This window comes from Kamptonema sp. UHCC 0994 (assembly GCF_029167235.1).
GTDB lineage: Bacteria > Cyanobacteriota > Cyanobacteriia > Cyanobacteriales > Microcoleaceae > Kamptonema.
This window is the reverse complement of the sequence record NZ_JARFTR010000221.1, coordinates 1-23,950: the sequence shown is the minus strand read 5'-3', so window position 1 is coordinate 23,950 and position 23,950 is coordinate 1. Positions and strand designations below refer to the sequence as shown.

Annotated in this window: 18 protein-coding genes; 6 read left to right on the top strand and 12 right to left on the bottom strand. The window is 43.4% G+C overall.

The window, feature by feature from the left end; translation table 11 throughout:
- Nucleotides 1–134: 134 nt before the first annotated feature.
- Nucleotides 135–1,709 (top strand): GMC family oxidoreductase, encoded by a 1,575-nt coding sequence (locus PY364_RS19710; RefSeq protein ID WP_275525063.1) that lies wholly within the window; start codon nucleotides 135–137, stop codon nucleotides 1,707–1,709.
- A gap of 29 nt (nucleotides 1,710–1,738) precedes the next feature.
- On the opposite strand, the gene PY364_RS19705 is transcribed toward PY364_RS19710, so the two are convergent.
- Nucleotides 1,739–2,953, bottom strand: a complete 1,215-nt coding sequence (locus PY364_RS19705) for a hybrid sensor histidine kinase/response regulator (protein WP_275525061.1) — start codon at nucleotides 2,951–2,953, stop codon at nucleotides 1,739–1,741.
- A 49-nt stretch (nucleotides 2,954–3,002) separates the two neighbouring features.
- On the bottom strand, nucleotides 3,003–6,599 hold the full coding sequence (locus PY364_RS19700; RefSeq protein WP_275525059.1) for a response regulator: 3,597 nt from the start codon (nucleotides 6,597–6,599) through the stop codon (nucleotides 3,003–3,005).
- A gap of 54 nt (nucleotides 6,600–6,653) precedes the next feature.
- Between PY364_RS19700 and PY364_RS19695 the strand changes: the two genes are divergently transcribed.
- A complete protein-coding gene (locus tag PY364_RS19695; protein WP_275525057.1) occupies nucleotides 6,654–10,238 on the top strand; it encodes a response regulator in 3,585 nt (1,194 codons plus the stop codon).
- 140 nt (nucleotides 10,239–10,378) lie between these two features.
- Here PY364_RS19695 and PY364_RS19690 read toward each other — a convergent pair whose 3' ends face one another.
- Nucleotides 10,379–10,996 carry an ATP-binding protein gene (locus PY364_RS19690; RefSeq protein ID WP_275525055.1) on the bottom strand — a complete coding sequence of 206 codons (618 nt, stop codon included), beginning with the start codon at nucleotides 10,994–10,996 and terminating at the stop codon, nucleotides 10,379–10,381.
- A 660-nt stretch (nucleotides 10,997–11,656) separates the two neighbouring features.
- Entirely contained in the window at nucleotides 11,657–11,917 is a 261-nt protein-coding gene (locus PY364_RS19685; protein WP_275525053.1) for a hypothetical protein, read from the bottom strand.
- Between the two features lie 428 nt (nucleotides 11,918–12,345).
- Between PY364_RS19685 and cruF the strand changes: the two genes are divergently transcribed.
- The gene (gene cruF / locus PY364_RS19680; RefSeq protein ID WP_275525051.1) at nucleotides 12,346–13,284 is read left to right on the top strand and encodes a gamma-carotene 1'-hydroxylase CruF; all 939 of its coding nucleotides are present in this window, start codon (nucleotides 12,346–12,348) and stop codon (nucleotides 13,282–13,284) included.
- 212 nt (nucleotides 13,285–13,496) lie between these two features.
- On the opposite strand, the gene PY364_RS19675 is transcribed toward cruF, so the two are convergent.
- Nucleotides 13,497–14,069 (bottom strand): hypothetical protein, encoded by a 573-nt coding sequence (locus PY364_RS19675; protein WP_275525050.1) that lies wholly within the window; start codon nucleotides 14,067–14,069, stop codon nucleotides 13,497–13,499.
- Between the two features lie 358 nt (nucleotides 14,070–14,427).
- Entirely contained in the window at nucleotides 14,428–15,783 is a 1,356-nt protein-coding gene (locus PY364_RS19670; protein WP_275525048.1) for an ATP-binding protein, read from the bottom strand.
- A 328-nt stretch (nucleotides 15,784–16,111) separates the two neighbouring features.
- Here PY364_RS19670 and PY364_RS19665 point away from each other — a divergent pair, with 328 nt between their 5' ends.
- Complete coding sequence (locus PY364_RS19665) at nucleotides 16,112–16,486, top strand: hypothetical protein (RefSeq protein ID WP_275525046.1); 375 nt, start codon at nucleotides 16,112–16,114, stop codon at nucleotides 16,484–16,486.
- A gap of 18 nt (nucleotides 16,487–16,504) precedes the next feature.
- Here the strand turns inward: PY364_RS19665 and proB are convergent, their stop codons facing one another.
- From proB to mltG, 3 genes are all read right to left on the bottom strand, one after another.
- Nucleotides 16,505–17,614, bottom strand: coding sequence for a glutamate 5-kinase (gene proB, locus PY364_RS19660; RefSeq protein ID WP_275525044.1), 1,110 nt, complete (start codon nucleotides 17,612–17,614; stop codon nucleotides 16,505–16,507).
- 75 nt (nucleotides 17,615–17,689) lie between these two features.
- A complete protein-coding gene (locus tag PY364_RS19655) occupies nucleotides 17,690–18,211 on the bottom strand; it encodes a YqeG family HAD IIIA-type phosphatase (protein ID WP_275525042.1) in 522 nt (173 codons plus the stop codon).
- 77 nt (nucleotides 18,212–18,288) lie between these two features.
- On the bottom strand, nucleotides 18,289–19,413 hold the full coding sequence (mltG, locus tag PY364_RS19650) for an endolytic transglycosylase MltG (RefSeq protein ID WP_275525040.1): 1,125 nt from the start codon (nucleotides 19,411–19,413) through the stop codon (nucleotides 18,289–18,291).
- A 6-nt stretch (nucleotides 19,414–19,419) separates the two neighbouring features.
- On the opposite strand from mltG, the gene PY364_RS19645 reads away from it, so the two are divergent.
- Nucleotides 19,420–19,587, top strand: coding sequence for a hypothetical protein (locus PY364_RS19645; RefSeq protein ID WP_275525038.1), 168 nt, complete (start codon nucleotides 19,420–19,422; stop codon nucleotides 19,585–19,587).
- A 75-nt stretch (nucleotides 19,588–19,662) separates the two neighbouring features.
- Here the strand turns inward: PY364_RS19645 and PY364_RS19640 are convergent, their stop codons facing one another.
- The 3 genes from PY364_RS19640 to PY364_RS19630 all read right to left on the bottom strand — a co-directional run bounded on the left by PY364_RS19640 (nucleotide 19,663) and on the right by PY364_RS19630 (nucleotide 22,116).
- Complete coding sequence (locus tag PY364_RS19640) at nucleotides 19,663–20,241, bottom strand: DUF3727 domain-containing protein (RefSeq protein ID WP_275525036.1); 579 nt, start codon at nucleotides 20,239–20,241, stop codon at nucleotides 19,663–19,665.
- Between the two features lie 110 nt (nucleotides 20,242–20,351).
- Nucleotides 20,352–20,798, bottom strand: a complete 447-nt coding sequence (gene ruvX / locus PY364_RS19635) for a Holliday junction resolvase RuvX (RefSeq protein ID WP_275525034.1) — start codon at nucleotides 20,796–20,798, stop codon at nucleotides 20,352–20,354.
- Nucleotide 20,799: 1 nt separating this feature from the next.
- Complete coding sequence (locus tag PY364_RS19630; protein ID WP_275525032.1) at nucleotides 20,800–22,116, bottom strand: GNAT family N-acetyltransferase; 1,317 nt, start codon at nucleotides 22,114–22,116, stop codon at nucleotides 20,800–20,802.
- Nucleotides 22,117–22,558: 442 nt separating this feature from the next.
- On the opposite strand from PY364_RS19630, the gene PY364_RS19625 reads away from it, so the two are divergent.
- Nucleotides 22,559–23,761 (top strand): helix-turn-helix domain-containing protein, encoded by a 1,203-nt coding sequence (locus PY364_RS19625; RefSeq protein WP_275525030.1) that lies wholly within the window; start codon nucleotides 22,559–22,561, stop codon nucleotides 23,759–23,761.
- Nucleotides 23,762–23,950: the final 189 nt, after the last annotated feature.

Here is a 23,950-nt window from a genome sequence, read left to right as displayed (position 1 = left end):
GGATCGCTCACAGCAATTCCCACAAAAATGTCATGCCAAAGGAGGTATGGCGATGGTTAACATCACCCAACCCAATCCTACTCCAATAAGTTAATAAATAAAACGAAACGAGAATAACTTCAGAAAAAATTGCAATGGAAACGACAACAACTCACTATGATGTCATCATCATCGGGACAGGAGCAGGTGGAGGTACACTGGCTCACCGCTTAGCACCTACAGGTAAAAAGATTTTAGTGCTGGAACGAGGTGATTTTCTGCCTCGTGAAAAAGACAACTGGAACGCTAAGGAAGTTTACCAAAAGGAACGCTATCACACTGACGAACACTGGTACGACAAAGACGGTAAGGCGTTTCGCCCGCAGACGGGCTACTGGGTGGGTGGAAATACTAAACTGTATGGGGCAGCGTTGCTACGACTGCGAGAGCGAGATTTTGAACGGGTAATCCACAAGGGCGGCATTTCTCCTGAGTGGGAACTGAAGTATCAGGATTTTGAGCCTTATTACACTCAGGCAGAAAAGCTGTACGATGTACATGGAGAGCGAGGTAAAGACCCTACGGAACCGCCTTGCAGCGAGTCCTATCCCTATCCGGCGGTGAGTCACGAGGCGGATATGCAGACGATCGCCGATGGCATCCGTAAGCTGGGCTATTACCCTTTTAATTTACCGTTGGGACTGAAGTTGAACGAGAGCGATCGCACTAAAAGTCCCTGCATTCGCTGCGATACTTTTGACGGCTATCCCTGTCTGGTGGGTGCAAAAGCTGATGCTGAAGTGAATGCGATTCGTCCCACCCGCGAGGCGTATTCTAACCTGACGCTGATAACAAACGCCAAAGTCCTGAAACTGCACACTAGCGCGTCTGGGCGAGATGTCACCGCAGTTGAAACTGATGTTAATGGGGAGTTATATCAGTTCTCTGCTGATATTGTCGTAGTGGCTTGTGGGGCTATTAACTCCGCTGCTTTGCTGCTGCGATCGGCTAATGACAAGCATCCAAATGGACTGGCGAATAGTTCCGATCGCGTGGGGCGCAATTTTATGAAGCATCAGGCGATCGCACTATTATCCATCCACCTTGAACCCAACCGAGCCAACTTTCAAAAGACGATCGCTGTTAACGACTTCTACTGGGGCGAACCAGATTTTCCCTATCCAATGGGAATGGTGCAAAATAGCGGAAATGTACTGGCAGATATGATTCCAGCAGAAGCACCGCCGCTTTTAGCACCCTTGGTGAAATTTATTCCCGGCTTTGAACTACACTTGATTGCTGAACGATCTGTAGGGTGGTGGTTGCAAACTGAAGATTTGCCCGATCCTAACAATCGGGTGCGTGTTGTCGGCGAAAAGTTGCATTTGGATTACACCGTTAATAATACTGAAGCTGCCGATCGCTTGGCTCATCGCTGGACATCAGTATTGAAATCAATCGAGCGAAATGCCATGCACGTCATCCCCTTTAGCCTCTATCCCCGCAATAATATTCCTTTGCAAGCTGTAGGTCATCAATGCGGTACTTGCCGCTTTGGTAGCGACTCCAAAACATCAGTATTAGACCTCAATTGCCGCACCCACGATGTCGATAACCTTTATGTTGTCGATGGTAGTTTTTTCCCCTCCAATTCTGGAGTTAACCCAACGCTGACAATTATGGCGAATGCTTTGCGTGTGGGCGATCTTCTGGCTGAAAGGCTGAGGTAGCAACTGATTCCAATAGTCACAAAAAATACCTAAAGCGGGAATCTTTTAATATTTTTGGGTAAAATAACTGTAAATATGCTACCATTTTCGCAGTCACTTGTAACTGTAATTTCCCCTTCAAACGGTTTTAAAAGTTCAATGCAAGTATAAAGTCCTAGTCCATTTCTTGTCGTAACTCCTGTTTCCATATCTTCGTATTTTGCTAATTTTGTTGTGTAAAAAGGATCGAAAATTTTTGACAAGTTCTCAGGTGATATTCCGCAACCAGTATCTTTAACATCTATGTATATTCGTTGCTCATCTTGCCTAGTAATAATAGTCAGTTCTTTAACTATACCTCCCGACATTGCATCAATTGCATTCTCAGCTAAGCTATGAAATATCTGAGAAATATGACAATATATCAAAGGAATACTAACTATTTCATCATCAAATATATATTTCTTTTTAATCGCGTTGCTAAAATTAAAATCAGCTTCTAATAATTGAATCTCGCGGCGCAAAAGTTCGTTGATATTGACAAGTTGTAAATCTTCTTCTTGCTCTCTTCTACTTTTGAGCATTAGTGTGTTTATTATATCATTGATTTGGTTGACAGCAGTGCTAATATGCTCGCTATTCTTCAAATAAACTGTATCTCCAGTTTCTTGTGCTTTTATTTCAATCAGGCTAAGGGTAGTTAAAATAACTTGAATTGGATTTCTTAAATTGTGAAATAATCCTTGAGTTAAGCGCCCGATGATAGCTGTTTTTTCTTGTTGAATCAGTTGTTTTGTCTTTTGTTCCACAAGTTTTTCTAAGTTATCGTTTGCCTGGAGAAGCTCTGTATTTTTTTCCTGAAGTTTATTTTGCAGATTGCGGATGGTTAAATGGGTTTTGAGTCTGCTTAATACCTCTTCATACTGAAAAGGTTTAGTGATGTAATCGACAGCACCCACTTGAAAACCATTGACTTTATTGACTGTCTCAGAAAGTGCAGTCATAAAAATTACTGGAATATCTTGGGTAGTTGGATTTGTTTTCAGCCGACGGCAAGTCTCAAACCCATCAATTCCTGGCATCATTACATCCAAGAGAATCAGAGTAGGATGAATGCGTTCAATTTGCTTAATTGCACTTTCGCCGTTGAGAGCAACTAAGACTTTAAAGCCCGACTTCTTTAATAAATCAAAAAGCACATCCAAATTATTTTGATTGTCATCTACGATAAGTATGATATTTTTTTTAATTGTTTTATCTGTCATTTCAAGGTTGATTACTAATTGAGATTAAAGAAAAAATTAACAAGATTAATTAATATTGTGTCAGATATTCCTGGAGTAATTTTTGAATTTTATAGAGCTGAAATCCTTTAGCTAGTTGGCGCAGATGACTCGCAAAGGGTACTAATTTACGATCGGAATTTTCCAGTCTAGCAGCTTCCTCCAAAATTTCTTCGATATCGCCGATTTCCGCTGAGCTTAACAAAGCAGCAATTGACTCTTTAGAAGGCGGAAGTAAGGATGATGTTCCCGTTGATGGAAAGATAAAAAGCTCGTTCTGTAAACTGTTCGCATCCTGAAAAGAATTCCTCGATTCATTCTTATTCGTTCTGTTTTCATCTCGATTTTGGTAAATCCATTCTATCCCTAAACGTAACTGCAATCTGTCTAAAAGCTGCTTTACTTCGATTGGCTTCAGCAAAAAATTATCACTCTCTCCCAATAAATTATCTAGTTTACCATTATCGAAAACACTAGCACTAATAGCGAGTAAAACTACATCTTTTAGCTCTGGCAAATGCCGCAACCGCCTGGTAGCCTCAAAGCCGTCCATTACTGGCATGACTAAATCCATTAAAATCACATCTGGCTTGAATTCTAGAGCCTTATTGAGGCACTCTTTACCATCAGTAGCTTCAATAATTTTAAAGCCTAAAGGTTCAAGCAGATTTCGCAAGATGTCGCGATTTATCTGGTTATCATCCACGACTAGAACTTTGCGCTTATTACCTAAGAAACCGACAATCTGGGGTACTTCTTTACCTTCAACCAGTTGAAAACTGTTCTTGACTAATGGTAACTTTAAATCCACCCAGAAAATGCTACCTTTCCCCAAGACACTTTTAACGCCGATTTCGCCGCCCATCATCTTGACTAATTTTTGGCTGATGGATAGTCCCAGTCCCGTACCTTCATTAGAATAAGGGGGTTCGCTTACTTGGTGAAATGGGAAAAATATTTCTTCTAATTTACTTGCTTCTATACCGATGCCAGTATCTTCTACTTGAAAGCGGATTTTTATAATTGGTAATTGATAATTATTAGTTGTTTGTTGTTCGTTATTACTGATATTTTCTAGTTCCCATTCTGCACCTTCTATACAGCTGACTTTAAAAGTTACGCCGCCGCTGTTGGTAAACTTAACTGCATTACCTAGTAAGTTAATTAAAATTTGCCGTAATCTTTTTTCATCAGCCTGAATGCTCCTAGGTAATGGTGATAGTTGTTCGTAAGTAAAGGCGATATTTTTTTGGCTGGCTCGCATCTGAAAAAGATCGCTAATACTTTTAATAAAATTGGGAAAATTTAACTCTGTGGGGTAGAGTTCCATTTTCTGAGCTTCAATTTTGGAGATGTCTAAAATGTCATTAATAAGAGTTAGTAAGTGTCCGCCGCAGTCTTGAATAGTGCTGAGGTTCTGCTGCTGCTGGGAAGTTAAATTATCGTGCATTTTTAGGATTTGGGTATAGCCTAAAATGCCGTTCAAAGGTGTTCGCAACTCGTGACTCATATTGGCAAGAAATTCGCTTTTGGCACTATTGGCAGCTTCGGCAGCTTCTTTCGCCTGTTGTAAGGCTAATTCTGCTTGCTTGCGCTCGGAGATTTCGATTTGGGCTTGTTCAAAAAGTGTCGATTGCTGGATGGCAATTGCCAATTGTACGCACAACTGTCTGAGGGATTCTATCTCTGATGAGTGCCAAATACGAGGGCCTTTACAGTGATGGACAATCAATAGCCCCCATAGTGTATTTTTGATTTTTGACTTGGGGTTTGCAGCAGACAATTCAGGTTCATGACTATTTTGCAAAATCGGGACTACTAAATTGGCTTTAACTTGAAATTCACTCAGAAAATCAAGATGGCAGTGCTTTAAACCAGCAGTATAAATATCTTCAATTGCACAAATCCGACCTTCCTGGTAAAGGGAAATATAATTTTCTACAAAGCAGTTGTCATGAATATCTTTATCGCAAATAGGCATCCATTCCTCTCCCACTGACTCGACAGCTATTCCGCCAATACCATCAGAATTAAAGTTGTAAATTGCTACGCGGTCAGTTGATAAAAAATAACGCACTTCTTCCACAGCAGTTTTCAGCACTTCTTCCAGTTTAAGAGACTGACGAATCCGCTCAACACTTGCTCCTACTAGCCTCTCCCGCAAAAATTGCTGCTGCAATGCTTCTTCTGCTTGTTTGCGTTGAATGTGAGAACCTAGCTGAGTCGCCACAGCATTTACTAGCTCAAGTAAACGCCAATCTTTGAGACTTTTTGACCGCTTAAAGAAAACCAAAACAGCTAAAACCACTCTGTTAGCGCAAATTGGTACGCCAAAACAGGCTTTTAATCCCATTGCCGCCGCAATGCGCGTCCGTCCTATAAAAATAGGATTCTTATAATCAGAAATATTTTCTATCCATTCGGGCTGTCCAGAATACCAAATACGCCCTGGTAATCCGATCCCGGATGCAAATGTGAATCTTTTGCTAAAACGTCGAAATTCTTCAAGTGATAAGTCGCTGCCATACCAACCTTCACTACAAACTAAAACTGTACCGTCTCTACCCGCAGGAATCCACGCTTCGGCAAAATCCCATCCGATGCTAGTACAAAATAAGCCGAGAATTACTGTTAAAGCATCTTGAAAGTCTAGGGATCGATTAATTGCTTGAGTTGTTGCTAGCAGCAAACGAATTTCTTCTTCAGTTTGCTTTTGTTCGGTGATGTCACTTGCTGCACCAAGAATTTGTTTGACTTTGCCTTCTGGAGTTCTGGTAAATATCGCATCTCGGCTTTTTAACCAGCGCCAAGAACCGTCTTGATGCTTGATCCGATAATCAAATTCACATATGTCGCCGTCGGAGCAGTTCTTGATTTTTTGGTGATATTCTTCTAGTCGGGTAAAATCTTGTGGGTGGATCAGATTTGAGAACAACTCACAACCCATATTTTGAATTTCTTCTGGGCTATAGCCCAGAAATTGGCGAATTTGGCGATTAATATAAATATTGCGCTGCTCGATTAGGTCGTAAATGTACAATATATTTGGGCTGGCTTCGGCAATCTGCTGGGTAAACCGCTCGCTTTCCCGTCGTGCTGCTTCTGCTTGTTTGCGATCGCTGATTTCTTTTTGGAGGATTTTGTTTTGCTCTTGCAGGACTTTCTCAAATCCTAAGCGAGTCTTAATTTCTGCTTGCAGAAGTTGATTTTGTTCTTTTAGCTGCTTTTGCAGCCTCCGCATTGTTAATTGATGTTCTACACGAGCTAAAACTTCTTCGGAATGAAAAGGCTTGCTGATGTAGTCAGCTCCGCCTGCGGTAAATGCTTTTACTTTTTCAAATACTTCACCTTTGGCGCTTAAGAAAATTACTGGAATGTCGCAGGTTTTCTCGTTAGATTTGAGTTTTTTGCAAACTTCGTAACCGTCTATATTAGGCATTACTATGTCGAGTAGAATCAAATCCGGCAGGTTAGAGTTACAAGCTCTAAGTGCGAGTTGCCCATTTATGGCGCGGCGGCATTCATACCCCCGTTTCCTTAACAATGCGGATAAAACCCGGAGGTTATCTGGTTGGTCGTCAACTATTAAAATGTATCCTAATGGGGTTTCCGATTGCTGGCTGTTCATGATAATTGTTTCTTCTCTCTTAGTTAAGTTTAATCCAAGAGCCAAAATCAAAAAATGAGCGACTATCAAACTGCGGCGGCTGCAAATATTTTAGTGGTTGACGACAACCAGGATGTTGTGTACTTGTTCGACCGTTTTTTGACCGATCGGGGGTATATCGTGAGGTCAATGTCTGACAGTCGTTTGGCTGTGGCAACGGCGCGTGCCCAAGTGCCCGATCTGATCTTACTGGATATAATGATGCCGCCCCCGGACGGCTGGGAAATATGCGCTCAATTAAAAGCAGACGATCGCACTCGCGATATTCCCATTATATTTATCACCGCTAAAAGTGAAGTGTTAGATAGCGAGAAAGCTTTTGCTGCTGGCGGTGCTGACTACATCACGAAACCCTTTCAGCCAGAAGAGGTGTTGGTGCGGGTGGAAAATCAACTGAAAATTTCGAGGCTGCAAAAGCAATTAGCACAGCAAAATGCGTTACTTTCTCAGGAGATTCGCGATCGCAAACTCGCAGAAGCTGCTCTTTCTAAACAACTTCACCGCAGTAACTTACTCCGAGAAATAACTGAGCAAATTCGCTCCCACATCGATTCAGAGCAAATCTTCAAGACTGCCGCTGCCGTTGTGGGCAAGGCTTTTAACAGCGATCGGACGCAAATTCTCTTCTACACAGAGTTACCAACTCCAAAATTGCTGAGCGCGGCGGAATATTGGACTCCCAGCTACCCTGGGATCGAATTTGTCGAGATTCCCATTGCTGGCAATCCCCACGCCAAACAGGTATTGTCTCAAGAACGGGCGATCGCTACCAATGATGTTAGCCTGGAACCGCTCTTGCAGCCAGTTAAAGCGCTCTGCGAATATTTTAACCTCAAATCGATGCTGAGCGTCCGCACCTCTTACAAAGGCAAACCCAACGGTATTATTGGATTGCATCAGTGCGATCGCCAACGGGAATGGGAGCCAGAAGAGATTGAACTCTTAGAAGCGATCGCGGCTCAACTGGGAATCGCGATTGCTCATGCAGAATTGCTAAAACAAGAAAAACAAGCCCGCATCGAACAAAACCGCCAAAACCTCCAGTTGCAAGCAGAAATCCGCGATCGGCGATCGGCAGAAATCGCCCTCACGGAAAGCGAAAGCAAATATCGCGCCCTCGTCGAAGCCGCCGCTGATGCTATTTTTCTAGTAAATCCAGAAACTAACTTAATTTTCGACTGCAATCAGCGGGCAGTAGAAATGTTTGAAGCCCAAAGTAAAGAGGCATTGCTTAACATTGAAGGGCATAGACTTCACCGCAAAACTTATGCGCCAGAAGCCGTTAATTCTGATTTGCAAACCATCGATGTTAACGGTTTTTGCACTCGAGAACTGGAATATTTAACCAAACAAGGTAAAGTGTTTTGGGGCAACTTGGCAGCCAAACAAATTGATGTCATGGGTCAGAAAATCTATCTAGTTCGGATTGCTGATATCAGCGATCGCAAACAGGCAGAGTCAGCATTGCAGGAGAATGCCCAGCGAGAGCAAGCGATCGCCAGAATTATCCAAAAAATGCGCCAGACATTAGATTTTGAGACTATCTTCAATGCCGTAGCCGTTGAGCTGCGACAACTAATTAAATGCGATCGCACCGCCATCTTCCGCTTCAACCCTGACTGGAGCGGCAATTTTGTCGCCGAGTCTGTCGCTCCCGGCTGGATTTCTCTACTTCGGGAACAAAACGGCGAACCCCATCTCAAAGATGGTTATTTCGATCGCGAAAATTGGCCGTTCAAAATCTTGCTTAGCAATTCTGAAAACGTAGCCGATCCTTATTTGCAAGAAAACAATGGCGGAGCGAATTTTTACAAAGTTAATTTCCTAGCAATAGAAGATATTTATACCGCAGATTTTACACCTTGTCACCTTAATCTTTTGGAGTATTTCCAAGCCAGAGCATACATAATTGTCCCCATTTTTTGCGGTCAAAATCTTTGGGGATTACTGGCAAGCTATCAAAATTCAGGCCCCCGAATTTGGAACGAAGCAGAAATTAATACTGTAATTCAACTTGGAACTCAATTAGGAGTAGTCTTGCAGCAAGCAGAACTGCTAGCACAGACCCAAAAGCAGTCAGCCGCATTGCAACAAGCTGCCATCGCCGCCGACACCGCCAATCGCGCCAAAAGCGAATTTCTAGCAGCAATGAGCCACGAATTAAGAACTCCCCTGAATGCGATTTTAGGATTTACTCAAGTCATGAGTCGAGATCCTGCCCTCAACCAACAGCAACAAGAAAATTTAGGCATTATCAATCGTGCTGGCGAACACCTACTGAATTTAATCAACGACATTTTAGAAATGTCTAAAATTGAAGCAGGGCAAGCAGAGCTGAATCTGAGCAACTTTGACTTAATTGGCTTGCTTTTCAGCTTGGAAGAAATGCTCCGATTAAAAGCCCAATCTAAGGGTTTATACTTAATTTTTGACATCGCTCCTGACGTTCCTCAATACGTACAAGCTGATGAAGGTAAATTGCGACAAATATTGATCAATATTTTGGGAAATGCCGTAAAATTCACAGAAAAAGGTAGTGTAACATTGCGAGTAAAGAACAAAGAAATTGCTACCCATAGCAACATTACCGAGCAAATAGAATTGAAAAATCAGGTAGAAAGTATAAATTATCCATCCACGATCTATAATCCATCATCCATCATCCTTCAGTTTGAAGTTCAAGACACGGGCCCCGGTATTTCTTCTACAGAAATCCACCAACTATTTCAAGCTTTCACCCAAACTGAAGCAGGTAGAAAATCTCAACAAGGAACTGGATTAGGTTTGCCTATTAGCCAGAAATTTGTGCAACTAATGGGAGGAGATATTGCCGTTAGGAGCATTCTCGATCTGGGAACAGTTTTTACATTTGATATCCCAGTGGGAATTGTAGAAGCAAGAGATATTCAAACTTCTAAACCCCAGCAAAAGGTCATTGGTTTAATGCCAAATCAACCTAATTATCGGATTCTAGTAGTTGAAGATCGCCATGAAAATCGGCTGTTATTAGTTGCCTTAATCAGAGCCATTGGCTTCGAGGTGTGCGAAGCAGAAAATGGTCGAGAAGCTATAGATTTGTGGTCGAGTTGGGAGCCCCATTTAATCTGGATGGATATGAGAATGCCAGTGATGGACGGCTATGAAGCTACCAAATACATTAAGAAGCATTTAAAAAATCAGAAAACAGCGATTATTGGCATCACAGCTAGCGCTTTTGAAGAAGAGCGTTCTCAGGCTTTGTCCGCAGGTTGCGATGATTTTGTTCGCAAGCCTTTTCGAGATGAAGCTATCTTGGAAATGATGGCAAAACACCTACAAGTGCGCTATCTCTATCAAGATTCAGAATCAAGCGATGTGCTATTATCAGGACAAGTAATGTTAGAAATTCAAGAAGTTTTGACACCGCAAGCTATGGCATCAATGCCGAAAAAATGGACAGAAGAACTGCAACAAGCGGCTACAGAACTTGATGAAAAGCAGATTTTTATATTATTAAATCAAGTTAGAGAGGAATACCCACAAGTTATTAGCGCTATAGAGGATTTAGTGAATAATTTTCGTTTTGATTTGATCGTAGATTTAATTCAGGGGAATCAGTAGAAGCTAGAAGGAAGATATAGTAACGCTGCCCTCGCTGCGGCCAATTACCGCCCAGAGGGCGGCGTTACGGATATCTTTCCTCTCCGTCAGAACAATTGCATAACATTCCTCAGAGGGATGCTATTTTTAAACTTTAAATTTTAACTTTCTACTGTGCTCGGTACTAGCATTTCGCCGATTAAACCTTCAGACTCGAAGCAACTTATTTGCTCTCTTTCTATAATTTCCCTAACTTTAGCCTCAAGATCAAATGGCTTTCCCCAATCCCAAATTCTGATTTCTAACCATCCATTAAATACCCAGATTTCCAGTTTGATCGGAGTTTCTAAAGGCATACCTTGATGAGCATAACGCACCGCATTAGTAAAACCTTCCGCTAGAGCTAGCTGGCACTTCCACAAAACTAATTGAGGAATTGGTAACTTACTCAACCGATCGTACCACTGCAAAACTTCATTCAAAGCACTCAGCTCAGTCTTGACTTGGAGGCGCATTTTTTTTATAAGTAAGTCGCCACTAAGTTCTGGATTGTCTTTGTCGTTTAAAGAATTCCAGGGGTAAATAAACTCAATTAACTGCTCTAAAATCTTCCCTTTTTCGATATTTGATGGCGAAGAAAGAATTTCTTCATAGGTTTTTCTAATCATTAAACAATTTCGACTAGCCCCAATGCGGGTATAACTTAGCTCATCTGCTAGCTGCCACATAAGTTTTATACCCCTTCCCCCTTCTGGGATTTCATTTATGTTAAACGACATTTTTTAATCTCCTGATCTTATTGTGTTGGCTGGATTAAAACTCACGTTTCCATCGGAGGCTTCTTTTTTTACAAATCTTTATAAATCTCAGGGCTTGCCCGCTCGTGCTAATTACTTGCTACGTTGTCAAAATTTTATGAACTTAGCCTCCGATCCCTGAGTATTTCTACTCTTTCGAGGAAACGAATCGCACCCTATATTTATACACTACCATTGGCGATCGCGATCGCAGTGTTTTAGGAGTATTTGCCGCTAATAAAGCAGTATAGCAACCGCCAAGGCGGTTAGGGGCTAGGGGCTAGGGGCTAGGGGAAGAAAAGGAAGAAGGGGAAAAGAGGGACTACGATGCTCCGATGCTCAGGAAAGAAGAGGAAGAAGGGAAGAGAATTAAGGGTTTGAGGAAACTAAAATGTCCTAACCACCTTGGCGGTTGCTATATCTTTAAATTTGGTCTAAAATTATACTACTGGCATAGTCAAATGGGTTGGGGGACAATAGCACTGAGGAATCACCCCCATCAGCCCCCAACTAGGTCAGCATCAACAGACCTAGATATCTGCGGTGGGATGGGATGGGATCGCCACCCTTCAAGGAGTAAATTTTTTTTATTAAAATAAAAAATAAAGTTATCGAGCGGTGTCAATTAAGAGCGCTTAAAAACTAGGCTTTAACAAACACATTACTTTGGAGCCAAGACTTGATAGAGTCCAGTTGTTCATCTGAGATATCAATTAAAACTAACCAGTCTCTCCGCAAACCATAAAATACTCTGTGAACTGAGTTTTTCTCTTCTTCGTCCAGGACATCCGATAACAACACTAAGCTCAACAGGTTGAAGTCGATGCCTGTAACTTGGCGGGATCTTAAAATTTTGTTGATTACTTCTTGTAGCGGGAGGAGGTGGGTTGTGGTGGACATCATTTTAATCAACTCCTTTTCTGTTGCTTATTCAATTGTCTTTCTACTTTCTCTTCTATACATTGTGTATTAGACCTAAAAAGACTAAGCTGAATTGCTTAGAAGGAGGGAGGAGGCAGGAGGCAGGAGGTCGAAGGTCGAAGGCAGGAGGTAGGAGGTAGGAGGTAGGAGGTCGAAGGTCGAAGGCAGAAGGTCGAAGGAAAAAGGTCGAAGGAAAAAGACTTACGGAGCGCAGTACGAGTGCCCTTTGGCGATAAGGATAATGCTGAGATGGGACGGTACCGTAATACGTAAGTTCTAGATTTGTTAACAAAAGCATTAACAAAACTTATCATCCCTTCGCAAACTATTACTTATCGGCAGATTGTTCTTAAAGATTTGTAAACTATTAGGGAGTCCTTTACGCCTATCATATTTTTTTAAGGAGTCCCATGAAGCAACTTGTGATTGCCGAGCGTTTCTGCCTCATTGCCCACATCGCCTCAATGGCTTTTGGACTGGCGGGGTTGTTGGTGGTTATACCCCGCCCCGAATTGATTATGAGCTTGCCCCCTGCTGGACAAGTTCTCTTTCAGTGGGGGATGGCTGGGGGTGGAGTAGTCTACATCATCTTCGGTGCAGCAGCAGTTGCTCTCTATGCCTATCGAACATTAGGGCTAGGGGCGACTTTGAGCTTTATGCTGCCCTCTGTGTTTTTATCATTGGGGAGCGAGTTACTAGGAACGAGTACAGGTTTTCCCTTTGGGCACTACCACTATCTCAGTGGTTTGGGCTATAAGATTGCGGGGCTAGTCCCTTTCACAATTCCGCTGTCATGGTTTTATTTAGGATTGGTTTGCTACGCGATCGCGCGGGCGGGAGTAGCTGGTAGGGATGGCGAACTCAACTGGGTACGTCAGCTCGCAGCGATCGCCCTTGGTGCATTACTACTAACATCTTGGGATTTTGTTCTCGATCCCGCCATGAGCCAGACGATCGTGCCTTTCTGGGAGTTTGAAGAGCCGGGAGCCTTCTTTGGAATGCCCTACCGTAACCTAGCAGGGTGGATGGGTACAGGAGCACTGTTTATAAGTGTGGCGGCATTTTTCTGGAGAAAGACACCCAATGTATTAGTGCGATCGCAATTGGGTTTGCCCCTAGCTGTTTATCTGATTAACTTCGCTTTTGGAGCAATTATTACCATCACTTCCTTAGATTCGCGGTTCTGGTTCCCAACATTACTAGCCGTATTTCTGGGTGTAGTTCCGGCTGTCGCTTTGTCGTGGATTGCCAAGCCTCAAACTAAAGAAGGGGCTGAAACAATCTCATATCAGGATCAATCCCCTCTCAAGGCTGAAATTGCACCTCAGCCAGTGGGATTGCCGAAATAAAGAAAAAATTGCGATCGAGCAATTACTTCCTGTTTCTTTAGTAAGCAGGAATGTTTCATTTTCTTTAAAACTATAGTCCGTCAGGGGTTAAAACCCCTGTCTCATAGCTAAAGTCGGTTAAAACCGACCAAAAAGATCGTAGTCCTACTAATATTTAGTCGTCTTTAGACGACTTCAGCTATTAGTCAGGGGTTAAAACCCCTGACAGGTTCTCAGTTTAAAAATACGCCGCCTTCTGCTTGAACGTTCATCGATTTTGTATCAACGCTCAAATCAGTAGTGGCGCTAAAACTTACTTGCAAGAATCCAGGTGTAGCGGTTGCTTGGGGACGCACCATTAATAATCCCCCATCTTCGCGCTGGTAAGTGATAGTAACAGGGGTTTTCAAGCCTTTAAGCTGAATTTCTGACTGTTCCCCTAGGGTTCGCGGTTGCGTATCCCCAACTACTTGATAACTAATCACAGCATTGGTAGTATTTACCAGTTTGATTGTGACTACGCCTTCTGAGGGTTCAACTCTGGCGCTAGGTAAGGGGAATCGCGCCGGGGCCATTGTCTGCGGGGTTGTCTGCGGGGTTGTCTGCGGTGCGGCTGGGGTAGCATTGGGTTGGGTGGTAGCCGGTTGGGCCGTCGCAGGCTCAGTAGTAGCGGGCTGGGCTGTCGGTTTCTCTTGAGGTGGGGGCCCACCTGCGAGGGCAATTGTACTTAGACTGACAAGTAAGCTAGCGCTGAGAGCTCCTAGCCAATTGAGATTTATTTTGAGAGGGTTATTCTGTGAAATCATATATCTCCTATAAGCTTCGATGGCAGTTATGCGCCTAATCGTTATACGGTGTGAAGTATTCACCAGTGTTTTCTGGTAGAACAAAGGTTATTTGTTGCTCAATGTGAGTTGGACAAAAATCATTGAAACCTTGATTATTTCGTTGAACAGCCTCAAAGCCTGATCTAGGCAAAATCAATGCTTTTAGCCCTCATCGAACTCAGATTGCTCAACACCATCCGTTTGTATCGTAAAATGTGCGCTTTTTAGAGAGTTAATCTGTCAACTCAAATATTAGAGCATGAAAGTATGAAAATTATCTCCTTTCCTGGTAAGATATTTTACTGTTGCTTAGGGAGTTCTAGTTGCGATTCTTGATTTAACGGGATTCTTCGGATCTGTATGCAGGTAAGACAACTGTAACGATAGTACCTTGGTTGAGTTGGCTTTCGATCCGAATTTCACCGTGATGGTTTTGTACAATTGCTTGAGCGATCGCTAATCCCAATCCTGACCCCGCAGCGGTACGATGAGTACGAGCGGGATCTGCACGATAGAAGCGATCGAACAAATGAGGTATAGCTTCTGGTGAAATACCAACACCAGTATCTTTAATTTTAAGCTGTAAAGCCCCATTCAGCGCTGAGTGATGCTTCTTACCTTTGGCTGCAAGTTGCAATTCGATGTCAACTTTACCGCCAGAAGGGGTGTAATGCAGTGCGTTGCTGATAAGATTTGTGAACAAACGAGCTAATTGATCCCAGTCCCCACAGAGCGTAAAATTATCCTCGTCCAGATCGAGTATTTCTAGTGAGAAATTGATACCTGCTGCGATCGCGATCGCCTTTTGTTCTGCAATTACCTCCATTAACAAAGCGTCTAAGGGAACTGGAAGTAATTGTGGCTGTACAATACCGCTATCTTGTCTAGCCAAGAATAGCAAATCATCAACTAATTTTCCCAACCTGCGAGTCAGCCTTTCTATAAGTAGTAGCTGTTGTTGTTGTTGAGGTTCGATATCTGGTTCTGCTAAAGCTACCTGTACGTTAGTTTGAATAGTTGCGATCGGATTTCTAAGTTCGTGAGAAGCATCAGCCGTAAATTGTTTCAGATGTTGGTAAGACTCTCGTACCGGTTCCATCGCTAACCCCGATAATAACCAGCCAATAGCAGCAACAGATATGACCATTAAACCAGTACCCAGACTTAAATCTAGCATCAATTGACGAATGGGTTTGGTAACTTCAAACCAGGGATGGCTAACCCGCAAATATCCTAGCACTTGGCGACCAATTTCTACACGGTCTGTAACCTGTCGAAGGATGTAAGATGAATCTTTTGTTTTTTTAGAGACTGTCTCACCAGTATGGTTAGGATTGAGGCGAATATCCAAGGGTTCGGCGAGAGTAGACCAGAGTAATTCTCCTGTGGGACTAAACCATTCTAAGTCAATATGATCGTCTTCTACGTCAGCATCATTGTCTCGAAAGCTAGCAAGAACATTAACTTGAAATTGGCCGTTGAGAACGGCGGGAGACATAGCGGGGGGAGTTTCTACAGGTTCGATAATTAGCGATCTTTCTACTACTTCTACTACGTGGTTGAGGGTGTCGTCGATGCGTTCAATTAAGGTACTACGAACGTAGATATAGAAACCTGTGGCAAATAGTAGTAAGAGAACGGCGGTAACGGCTGTATACCAAATAGCGAGGCGACGGCGAGTAGCTTGAAACATAACACCTGGTAATTGGTAATTGGTAATTGGTAATTGGTAATTGGTAATTGGTAATTGGTAATTGGTAATTGGTAATTGGTAATTGGTAATTGGTAATGGCTAATTGGTAATGGCATTAGGCTAATTGCTAATTACTCATCTCCCCCTCTCCCCCTCTCTTCCTCTCTTCCTCTCTTCCTCTTCCTCTTTCCCTAGTCCCTAGTCCCTAGCCCCTAGCCCCTTCTTTATAACTCATCCAAAAGAATGAGCTAAAAATACCTAATTTGGATGAAGCAATACTATTATCTTTAACCTTATTATATAAAGTAGAGCATTTAGGAGAAAAGCCATGAAAGCTTTTTACAAAACTTTAGGATTCTTAAGCATAGCCCTGACGGTTGCTCTCGCTGCACCTACTGTCACCCTAGCTGAAGAACGTCTCTCACTTCCCTCTGACTCTATAATTGTAGCTGATGATTTTGTGGCTTTAGCCGCAAATGCGATGGAAGTTAAAGACTACCGTAATGCCCTTTATCAAGCAAACAAAGCTATTGACTTAAATCCCAACCAAGCTGAAGCCTATTTTATACGGGGTCAAGCTAAACTACAATTAGGTCAACGAGAAGGTGCGATCGCAGATTTGAAACAAGCAGCCTCACAATACTTAAAACAAAATAACAGGGATGGATATCAAGCTGCTCAGAAAGTCTTGTCCGATGTCTAAGTGAGTAAAACTACTTACTTAGGTAATCACCAAATTATCTCGATGTACGACAGTTTCAGCACCAGCATAGCCCAAAATATTAGCAATTTTCTCGGAATGGCAGCCCTGAATTTGTCTGAGTTCAAAACTGCTATAATTAACAAGTCCTCTGGCAACTTCCTTACCTTGAGCATTGCATAATTGTACTGCATCCTCGCTTTGAAACTCTCCCTCAATTTGAGTAATACCAGCAGCTAAAAGCGATTTGCCAGCCTGAGAAATTGCCTTAACAGCACCCGCATCTAAGTAAAGCTTACCAGCAGGCATGAGAACATTTGCGATCCAATGTTTTCGAGCATTAACTGGGCGAGGCTGAGGTTCAAACTGAGTACCAATTATCTCTCCCTTAAGTATTTTCTCAATATTGCGGGGAAAACGCCCTTGAGTAATTACAGTGCGAACTCCTGAAGCCGTCGCAATTCTCGCCGCCTCAATTTTTGTTACCATTCCTCCAGTTCCCCAACCGCTTTTTGAGTTTCCAGTTTGCACTTGTAGTGTTGCTAACTGTTCCATATTTTCTATCAAACTAATTGGTTTAGCATCAGGATTACTGCGAGGATCTGCTGAGTAAAGTCGGTCTACATCTGTGAGCAAAAATAGCCAGTCAGCCTCTACTAAACTAGCTACCAAAGCTGAAAGGTTGTCATTGTCACCAAACTTAAGTTCATCTATGGCAACAGTGTCATTTTCATTTACTATGGGAATAACACCTAACTTTAGTAATTGTTGAAAAGTGTTATAAACATTCACATAACTATGACGTTGTACTAAGTCGCTTCGAGTTAATAAAACTTGCGCGATCGCCTGTTGTAGTGTTGTAAATAAGTCATCATATACCCGCATCAACCGTCCTTGACCAACAGCCGCAACAGCTTGTTTTAGGGCAATATTACGAGGGCGATCCGTCAAGCCTAAGCGAGCACAACCAACTCCCACAGCCCCAGAGGAAACTAAAACAACTCTATGACCTTGATAGCGTAAATTAGCCACAGTCTCAACTAAACTAGCAATAGTTGAAAGAGCCAAATGTCCTGTTTCTGGCTGTGTGAGACTAGAAGTACCAATTTTAATAACAATAGTTTGAGGCATTGGTAATTGGTAATTGGTAATTGGTAATTGGTAATTCCTAATTAATTATATCTTTAATTTTTTAATTGTTAATTTTTAACTTTTAATTGTTAAAGATGCTCCTAAAGCTTGAGAAACCCATACTTCAAAAGAACGCATAGGATATTTTCGGACTGCTTCACCAATATTAACCATTGGTTCCACTAGAATAGTAAACATACCCAAACGATTCCCGGCCAAAACATCAGTGAAAAGGCGATCGCCCACCATCGCCACCTGTTCCACAGGCAAATTCATCGCTTCCACTGCCCGTCTCAACTTGCGGCGGGAAGGCTTAACAGCCCCAGTAATGTAAGGCAAATTCAAAGACTCAGCAATGCGACCAATTCGAGGCTGACTCACGTTATTGCTAACCAACCAAATAGTTACTGTTGGTTTAATTTCCTCCACCCAGCCTAACAGTTCCGCAGAAGCGTTAGTCGCCCTCATCGGCACAAGAGTTTCATCTACATCTAAAACTAATCCCCTGAGTTGATTTTCCTGAAGGATATCAGGAGTGAGATGCACTACTGAATTGCCGAGAACTAAGTCAGGCTCTAGAAGTTTGCCCCAAGACATAATAATTGCTAATTACTAATTACTAATTACTAATTGCTAATTGTTTTTTCTACTATTAGCGATTACCTATTAGCCATTTATTGAGATTTGCGCTGCTGCTTATCCACTTGAGCGATCGCCGCTTCGTGCTCAGCCGCCGTCTTGCTGAAAATGTGAGTGCCGTCGTAACGAGCCATAAAATACAGATATTCTGTATCTTCAGGATAAAGAGCTGCCTCTAAACTTGCTATTCCCGGAGCAGCTATCGGTGTTGGCGGCAAACCGGGATTGATATAGGTATTGTAAGGAGAGGGAGTTTCTACCTGCTTAAAAGTTAGAGGCGTTTCGCGAGTTTGGCGGATGCCGAGGGCATACTCAACTGTTGGATCGGCTCCCAAATTCATCCGTTGTTGCAGTCGCTTACTAAATACGCCTGCAATACGTTTGCGTTCAGAGGCAATCACAGCTTCTTTTTCCACAATACTCGCTAGAGTTACCCAGTCTTTCAAATCCAGCTTAGTTTGCTTTTGATCTTTTTGATAGAGGGGGAGAGCTACTTGCTCAAAACGGCTGAGCATTTGTTTAACCACAGCTTCGGCATTAACGCGATCGCCTTCTATTTGGTAAGTATCAGGATATAAAAATCCTTCCAAATGAGGCAAACCACTCGGCAACCAGGGATAATAACCATAAGGAACTTGACTCGCCGCCGCCAGAAAGTCTTTAGCCGGGAAAAAGCCTTGGGCCTCAAAATAACTCGCCATATCCTGCAAAGACCAACCCTCTGGAATAGTGAAGCTTAACTGCATCACCTCTCCCTTCCAGATTTTGTCAGCGATCGCAGTCAGCGGTACAGTTGGTGACAATTCATAAGTCCCCGCCTTAAAACCACCCTCACGGTTTTGCAAAGTCAACCACCGGGCCCACAAATTCCAGCCAGTAGCAGAACGAATCAGGCCCGCAGCCTCTAAATCTTTGCCGATTTGCTGACTCGAAGTACCAGGAGGAATGGCGATCGAAACAGCACTTTGCTTAGGTTCTGCATTTGCCCCTGCCGTTTTCGGTGGGGAACTAACCCAACTCCACCAAGCCCAGCCCTGCCAAGCAAAAAAGCCCCAGGTTACAGGCAGCAAGATCAGATAAAATAGCGCCTTAGAAAAACGCCCGCGGCGTTTTTTCGTCCCATTTCGCTCGTTGCCTTTTGTCTGTGATTCTGTATTCATTGTCAATTGTCGAAGTCAATTGTCGAGATTTTTGGCACTTTACTAAGTAGAAGGAAGAAGGAAGAAGGAAGAAGGAAGAATGTTTATACATTCAGCTTTTTAGCCATTATTATCTTATGTTTAATTAGGTGGATTTACTTAATGGCAGGAAAACTAATGGCAGAAAAAATTTAGATCAAAGAATCGCCGATTTTAGATATTGAGTCGCTGTAAAATCTCAAATCTAAAATCGGCTGGCGCGTGCTTGCTCTATTCCAGTTCATCAAAGAATTGGTCTTCCAGCATCGGCAACAGCGGTTCTAACTTCTCAAACTCTTCTGCTGATAGCAGTTCCGGTTTGCCTGCTTCATTCATCCGCGCCAAGATAAAGAACGGATCGAGAGGCGTGTAGATAGCATACTCCTGTTCTTCGTGATAGAAGCTAGCTAACCACATAAGTTCCTCAAAATCCGACTCATCTTCGCTTTCGGAATCTTCTGCCGCATCCTCTTCGGAAAATTCTGGCAACTCTCCGACCACAGTTAGCGTTACAGCCGTCCGCAGGAGCTTTAAGTTATGCTCTTGCAGGACAACTTTAGCAGTGTCGAAAATTAGATCGATTTCGGCCTCGTCTTCTACGGGGATGGCTGCTTCGTCCGCATCGTCTCCTTGCCAAGTAAAAATTTCTACTGGCGAGTCAACGGGAAGCAGCAGGACGTATTCTTGGTCTTCTACGTCCATAGAATGTTCAATGCTGCAAGTCAGCGATCGCCCTGCTTCATCAGTCAGGGTGACGACGGAATCTTCGTCGGAATGTCCATTCCGTTTGGAGGATGGGGATGAGAACATTGCGTATATGTTGTTTGCACTCCACAGTACGCAAAGGTACTGGGAAATTTTCTCGCTTTTGGCAACAGCTCGGAAACGACCTGCGAACCTTTCTTTGCACAATCAGGATATCACGTAGCGGTTGGCAAGTCCCGCCGCTCGTCTAACCATTGCTGTAAAATTATGGCCGCCGCCTTGCGATCGATTAAAGCTTTGTTTCTCGAAGGTGAGATATTTTCTGTTAGCATTAATTGCTCTGCTTGCACGGAAGTCAGCCGCTCGTCTACGTACTCTAAAGGCAAAGAAAGGGCTGATGCTAGGCGGGAGGCGTATTTTTGCACCTGTCGAGCTTGGAAACCAAGAGTGCCGTTCATGTTATAGGGTAAGCCAGAGACTAGAACTTGTACGCCTCGTTCTGTCACAAGCTGCCGGAATTGAGCTACATCTTTATCAAAGGACGAACGTGCGATCGTTCCCAAACCAGTAGCAATTAAACCCGTGCCATCGCATCCAGCTACGCCAATACGCTTTTGACCGATATCTAATCCCAGTGCTGAAATTCTAGACTCATAATCCATCTCAAGAATTAGATTCTCCTAACTGATTAAGATTAGGAAGATTAGAAGGAACATCTGATTTTAGCGGCGAAATGCTTTTAGCATCAGGTGCTGGGATTTCCGATACTGCACTAGGTTGGGAACCTAAGCCTTCTAACAATTTTGGCTGATCTGATTGAGTTCCCGGTGTCCCATTTGGTGGCTCTTCCATCGGGCCTAACCAAGACATTCGGCTCGGTACGGGTTTACGAGCTGGCTGGAAGCTTTGCAGCATTTCCGATAGCTGGAGCCCTTCGAGAGAAACTGACTTAGATTCTCGGAGCTTGTGCCAAACTGAACGGGACATTAGCAAAGTATTTTCGATGCGGTTGGCTCCGACTTGCTCTAAATAGGCTTCTCGCTCTGGCTGATAGTCAGCGGAGGCGAGGTGTAGGGTTTGGGCTGGAAAATCCTGGGCGAGACGGGCCATTTGGGCAAGTAGCTCTGGGTAAAGCCAGGTATAGGCTGGGTGTACTGTCAATTGGGCGACGTGGGGGCGATCGCCATCGCGGGATAATTGCACCTGAAAATAGCCGATCGCGGCTTTCCGCTGGGGTTCAAATACGTAGCCGCTCACTACCTCAGTATGTTCAGCCCACTGTCTGACACCTTCAATTAAAGCTCTTACAAAGCTGGATTTGAAGTCTTGAATGTGGCGATCGAAGACTTGGCGCACCAAGGGCGGCATTGATGCAGTATCTAATTGATAGAGTAGCTGAGCATCAGCGTTGCTGACAGGCAAGAGGTTGGGTAAATCCGGTGTTGCTTCGGCTAATTCTTTGAGGCGCTGTTGCTCAATCGCCCAGTAAGTCATCTGAGCCAGAGGTTGAAAGCCATTTTGCCGATAAAGTGCCAGAGTTGTTTTGTCATTAACATTCACCTCTAGCAGCCAAGTGCGGGCTTCCCAGATGCTTTCAAAGCAATAGCGTAATAGTAAGGAGCCGATACCTTTGCTCCGAGCTTCTGCGTCTACGAAAGCTCTATCAATTCGCCAAGTGCTACGGGTACGGTTGAAGGGCGAAACCTGAACAACGCCCCTAACTTGACCGCTTTCTTCAGCAACGTGGGCGCGGAAAAGGTACTGGCAAGGGTTAGGAAATAGGCTCAAAAATTTCAGCAGCCAACACCAGCGACGAATCTGCTGTAACTTTCTGCTGAGTCCCAAATCGCTACTTGCGACCTTATTATCTTGTTGTAAATCGGCTGTCTGGACGCACAACTGCTCAATGGCATCAAGATCGCGGTATTGAAACGGGCGGATGACAACTTGATTTTGGTTTTGGGACAGAAATGGGTTCATATCGAAAGCGGGGGGAAGGGAGGAATCCGTCTAATGCCGTCTTTGTGTCGTGACAATACTTAATGTGACAGTTGAAGGTGGGAATATACATTCTTGCCTTCTAATGCAGTTGGCAAGATGCGAGGGACTTCTAAAATGTCTCTACTCATAAAATTATAGCTCACAGTGCGAACAAATACCCTTTTGTTTCTTAATTTAGAGATTCAAGCCTGTTAGGGTTTTCTGGGTATTCTCCACGTCGCTTACTCCCAAGCTGATTTAAGTAAATCCACCTAATTAAACGTAAGACAAAGCTTCACCCTGAGCGCGATCGCAAGATTTCGATCCCTTAGCCCCTCGCTACTCATGGGCTCTATGCTCTCCCTCTCTCCTGCATCCGGAATCAGTACCGATTTGTAGAAGAAGTTACAGAGATACCTCGCAACAAAAGAGGATAACAATCATGGTACTGAAACCTGTGACCTACTTCGGCGCTTCTGAAAACACTACTGTTGAAATTTCACAAGAAAGCTTTCGCTCTATTCTCGGACAAATAGAAGCTGAACTCCACTGTAGCGAAATCTACAGCCGTGCTTTAGCTAGTTTACAAACAATGTTAGGCGAAGCAGCTTCCTCTGCGGAGATATTGATCAAGGCTGTTAGCCGCGAAGCTTTGCGACTCGCATTCCAACGAGCACCGAAACAAAACAAAGCTCAAAAGCAAATTCTTGACGCGAGAAATTCGTCTACAAATATCTCCAATACCGGTATTGAGGAAATAACAGCAACTCCTAATCGCTCCCGCGTCTCCGATCGGCCGGCTCCGCCACCGCCGCTGCTACCTGTATCTATTATGTATCAGCGTCAAACTTTAGAAGATACTTCAACTACCACAATTGCCAAACCTGATTCGGGCAATTCTGACACAGATATTGATACTTCCGAGCGAGATAATCAACCTCCCCAAGAGGAGTTTAAAGACGTTGTACATCCTCCTGCAATCGGGATAGCTGCACCAGCTCCTACTGATAGCAAATTTTCACTGATAATGCCTGATTTTCCTAGAAAAAAAAGGCTTTCTAAGACTGAAAAAGCGGCTTTGGCTGTTCAACAAAGAGAAGATCGATTGCGAGAATTAGGTCTTGAATTGCGAAAAGCTAGACAAGTGCGCTCTCTCTCTCTCCAGCAACTTCATAGTCAAACTTTAGTGCCTTTGCATCACTTGGAATCTCTAGAAAAAGGTCAGGTTGAAAAATTACCGGAAGATATTTATATTCGAGGGTTTATTCGCCGCCTCGGAAATGCTTTAGGTCTTGATGGTAATGCTATGGCTAATTCTTTACCTGTACCCGATGCTAGCAAAACTATGATACCGTCTTGGTCTTTGCCGGAAACGGAGATGGTAGGATTTGATTTACGCCCAGTTCATTTATACGTCGGCTATACTGCTTTAATGGCCGGGGCTGTGGGTGGTATTGCTTGGTTATCTCAGCAATCTATACCAGGGGCGACTGCGGTTCCTAATAAGCCTATTCCTTCACCGGCTTCTGTTTCGCCTTCTCAGAAGCGTCAAGCTCCAACGCCGAAACCTGGGATTAAAAAGTCAAGTCACGGAGGTATTATTGTGGGGTCTGATATGGCTCCGCCGGAAATGATTTTGGCTTAGGAAGCTATTATTTGAATACAGATTTAACATATATTAGGACTTACGCAATTACTACAATTTTCTGTCATTGCGAGCCCAGCGAAGCAATCTCAAAGCCTTGCTTTACAGTGCGGAAGTCTTAATATATAGGATTATGTACCATTCCAAGTAACGCCGCCATCTTGGCGGTGACTTGACCGCCAAGATGGC

Excerpts from the sequence above, each read along its gene's own strand:
- PY364_RS19700 (WP_275525059.1), bottom strand. The coding sequence starts at position 6,599 with ATGAACAGCCAGCAATCGGAAACCCCATTAGGATACATTTTAATAGTT.
- PY364_RS19675 (WP_275525050.1), bottom strand. The coding sequence starts at position 14,069 with ATGATTTCACAGAATAACCCTCTCAAAATAAATCTCAATTGGCTAGGA.
- PY364_RS19640 (WP_275525036.1), bottom strand. The coding sequence starts at position 20,241 with ATGTTCTCATCCCCATCCTCCAAACGGAATGGACATTCCGACGAAGAT.
- ruvX (WP_275525034.1), bottom strand. The coding sequence starts at position 20,798 with ATGGATTATGAGTCTAGAATTTCAGCACTGGGATTAGATATCGGTCAA.
- PY364_RS19690 (WP_275525055.1), bottom strand. The coding sequence starts at position 10,996 with ATGTCGTTTAACATAAATGAAATCCCAGAAGGGGGAAGGGGTATAAAA.
- PY364_RS19705 (WP_275525061.1), bottom strand. The coding sequence starts at position 2,953 with ATGACAGATAAAACAATTAAAAAAAATATCATACTTATCGTAGATGAC.
- PY364_RS19630 (WP_275525032.1), bottom strand. The coding sequence starts at position 22,116 with ATGAACCCATTTCTGTCCCAAAACCAAAATCAAGTTGTCATCCGCCCG.
- PY364_RS19695 (WP_275525057.1), top strand. The coding sequence starts at position 6,654 with ATGAGCGACTATCAAACTGCGGCGGCTGCAAATATTTTAGTGGTTGAC.
- cruF (WP_275525051.1), top strand. The coding sequence starts at position 12,346 with ATGAAGCAACTTGTGATTGCCGAGCGTTTCTGCCTCATTGCCCACATC.
- proB (WP_275525044.1), bottom strand. The coding sequence starts at position 17,614 with ATGCCTCAAACTATTGTTATTAAAATTGGTACTTCTAGTCTCACACAG.
- PY364_RS19655 (WP_275525042.1), bottom strand. The coding sequence starts at position 18,211 with ATGTCTTGGGGCAAACTTCTAGAGCCTGACTTAGTTCTCGGCAATTCA.
- PY364_RS19670 (WP_275525048.1), bottom strand. The coding sequence starts at position 15,783 with ATGTTTCAAGCTACTCGCCGTCGCCTCGCTATTTGGTATACAGCCGTT.
- mltG (WP_275525040.1), bottom strand. The coding sequence starts at position 19,413 with ATGAATACAGAATCACAGACAAAAGGCAACGAGCGAAATGGGACGAAA.
- PY364_RS19665 (WP_275525046.1), top strand. The coding sequence starts at position 16,112 with ATGAAAGCTTTTTACAAAACTTTAGGATTCTTAAGCATAGCCCTGACG.
- PY364_RS19685 (WP_275525053.1), bottom strand. The coding sequence starts at position 11,917 with ATGATGTCCACCACAACCCACCTCCTCCCGCTACAAGAAGTAATCAAC.
- PY364_RS19625 (WP_275525030.1), top strand. The coding sequence starts at position 22,559 with ATGGTACTGAAACCTGTGACCTACTTCGGCGCTTCTGAAAACACTACT.
- PY364_RS19710 (WP_275525063.1), top strand. The coding sequence starts at position 135 with ATGGAAACGACAACAACTCACTATGATGTCATCATCATCGGGACAGGA.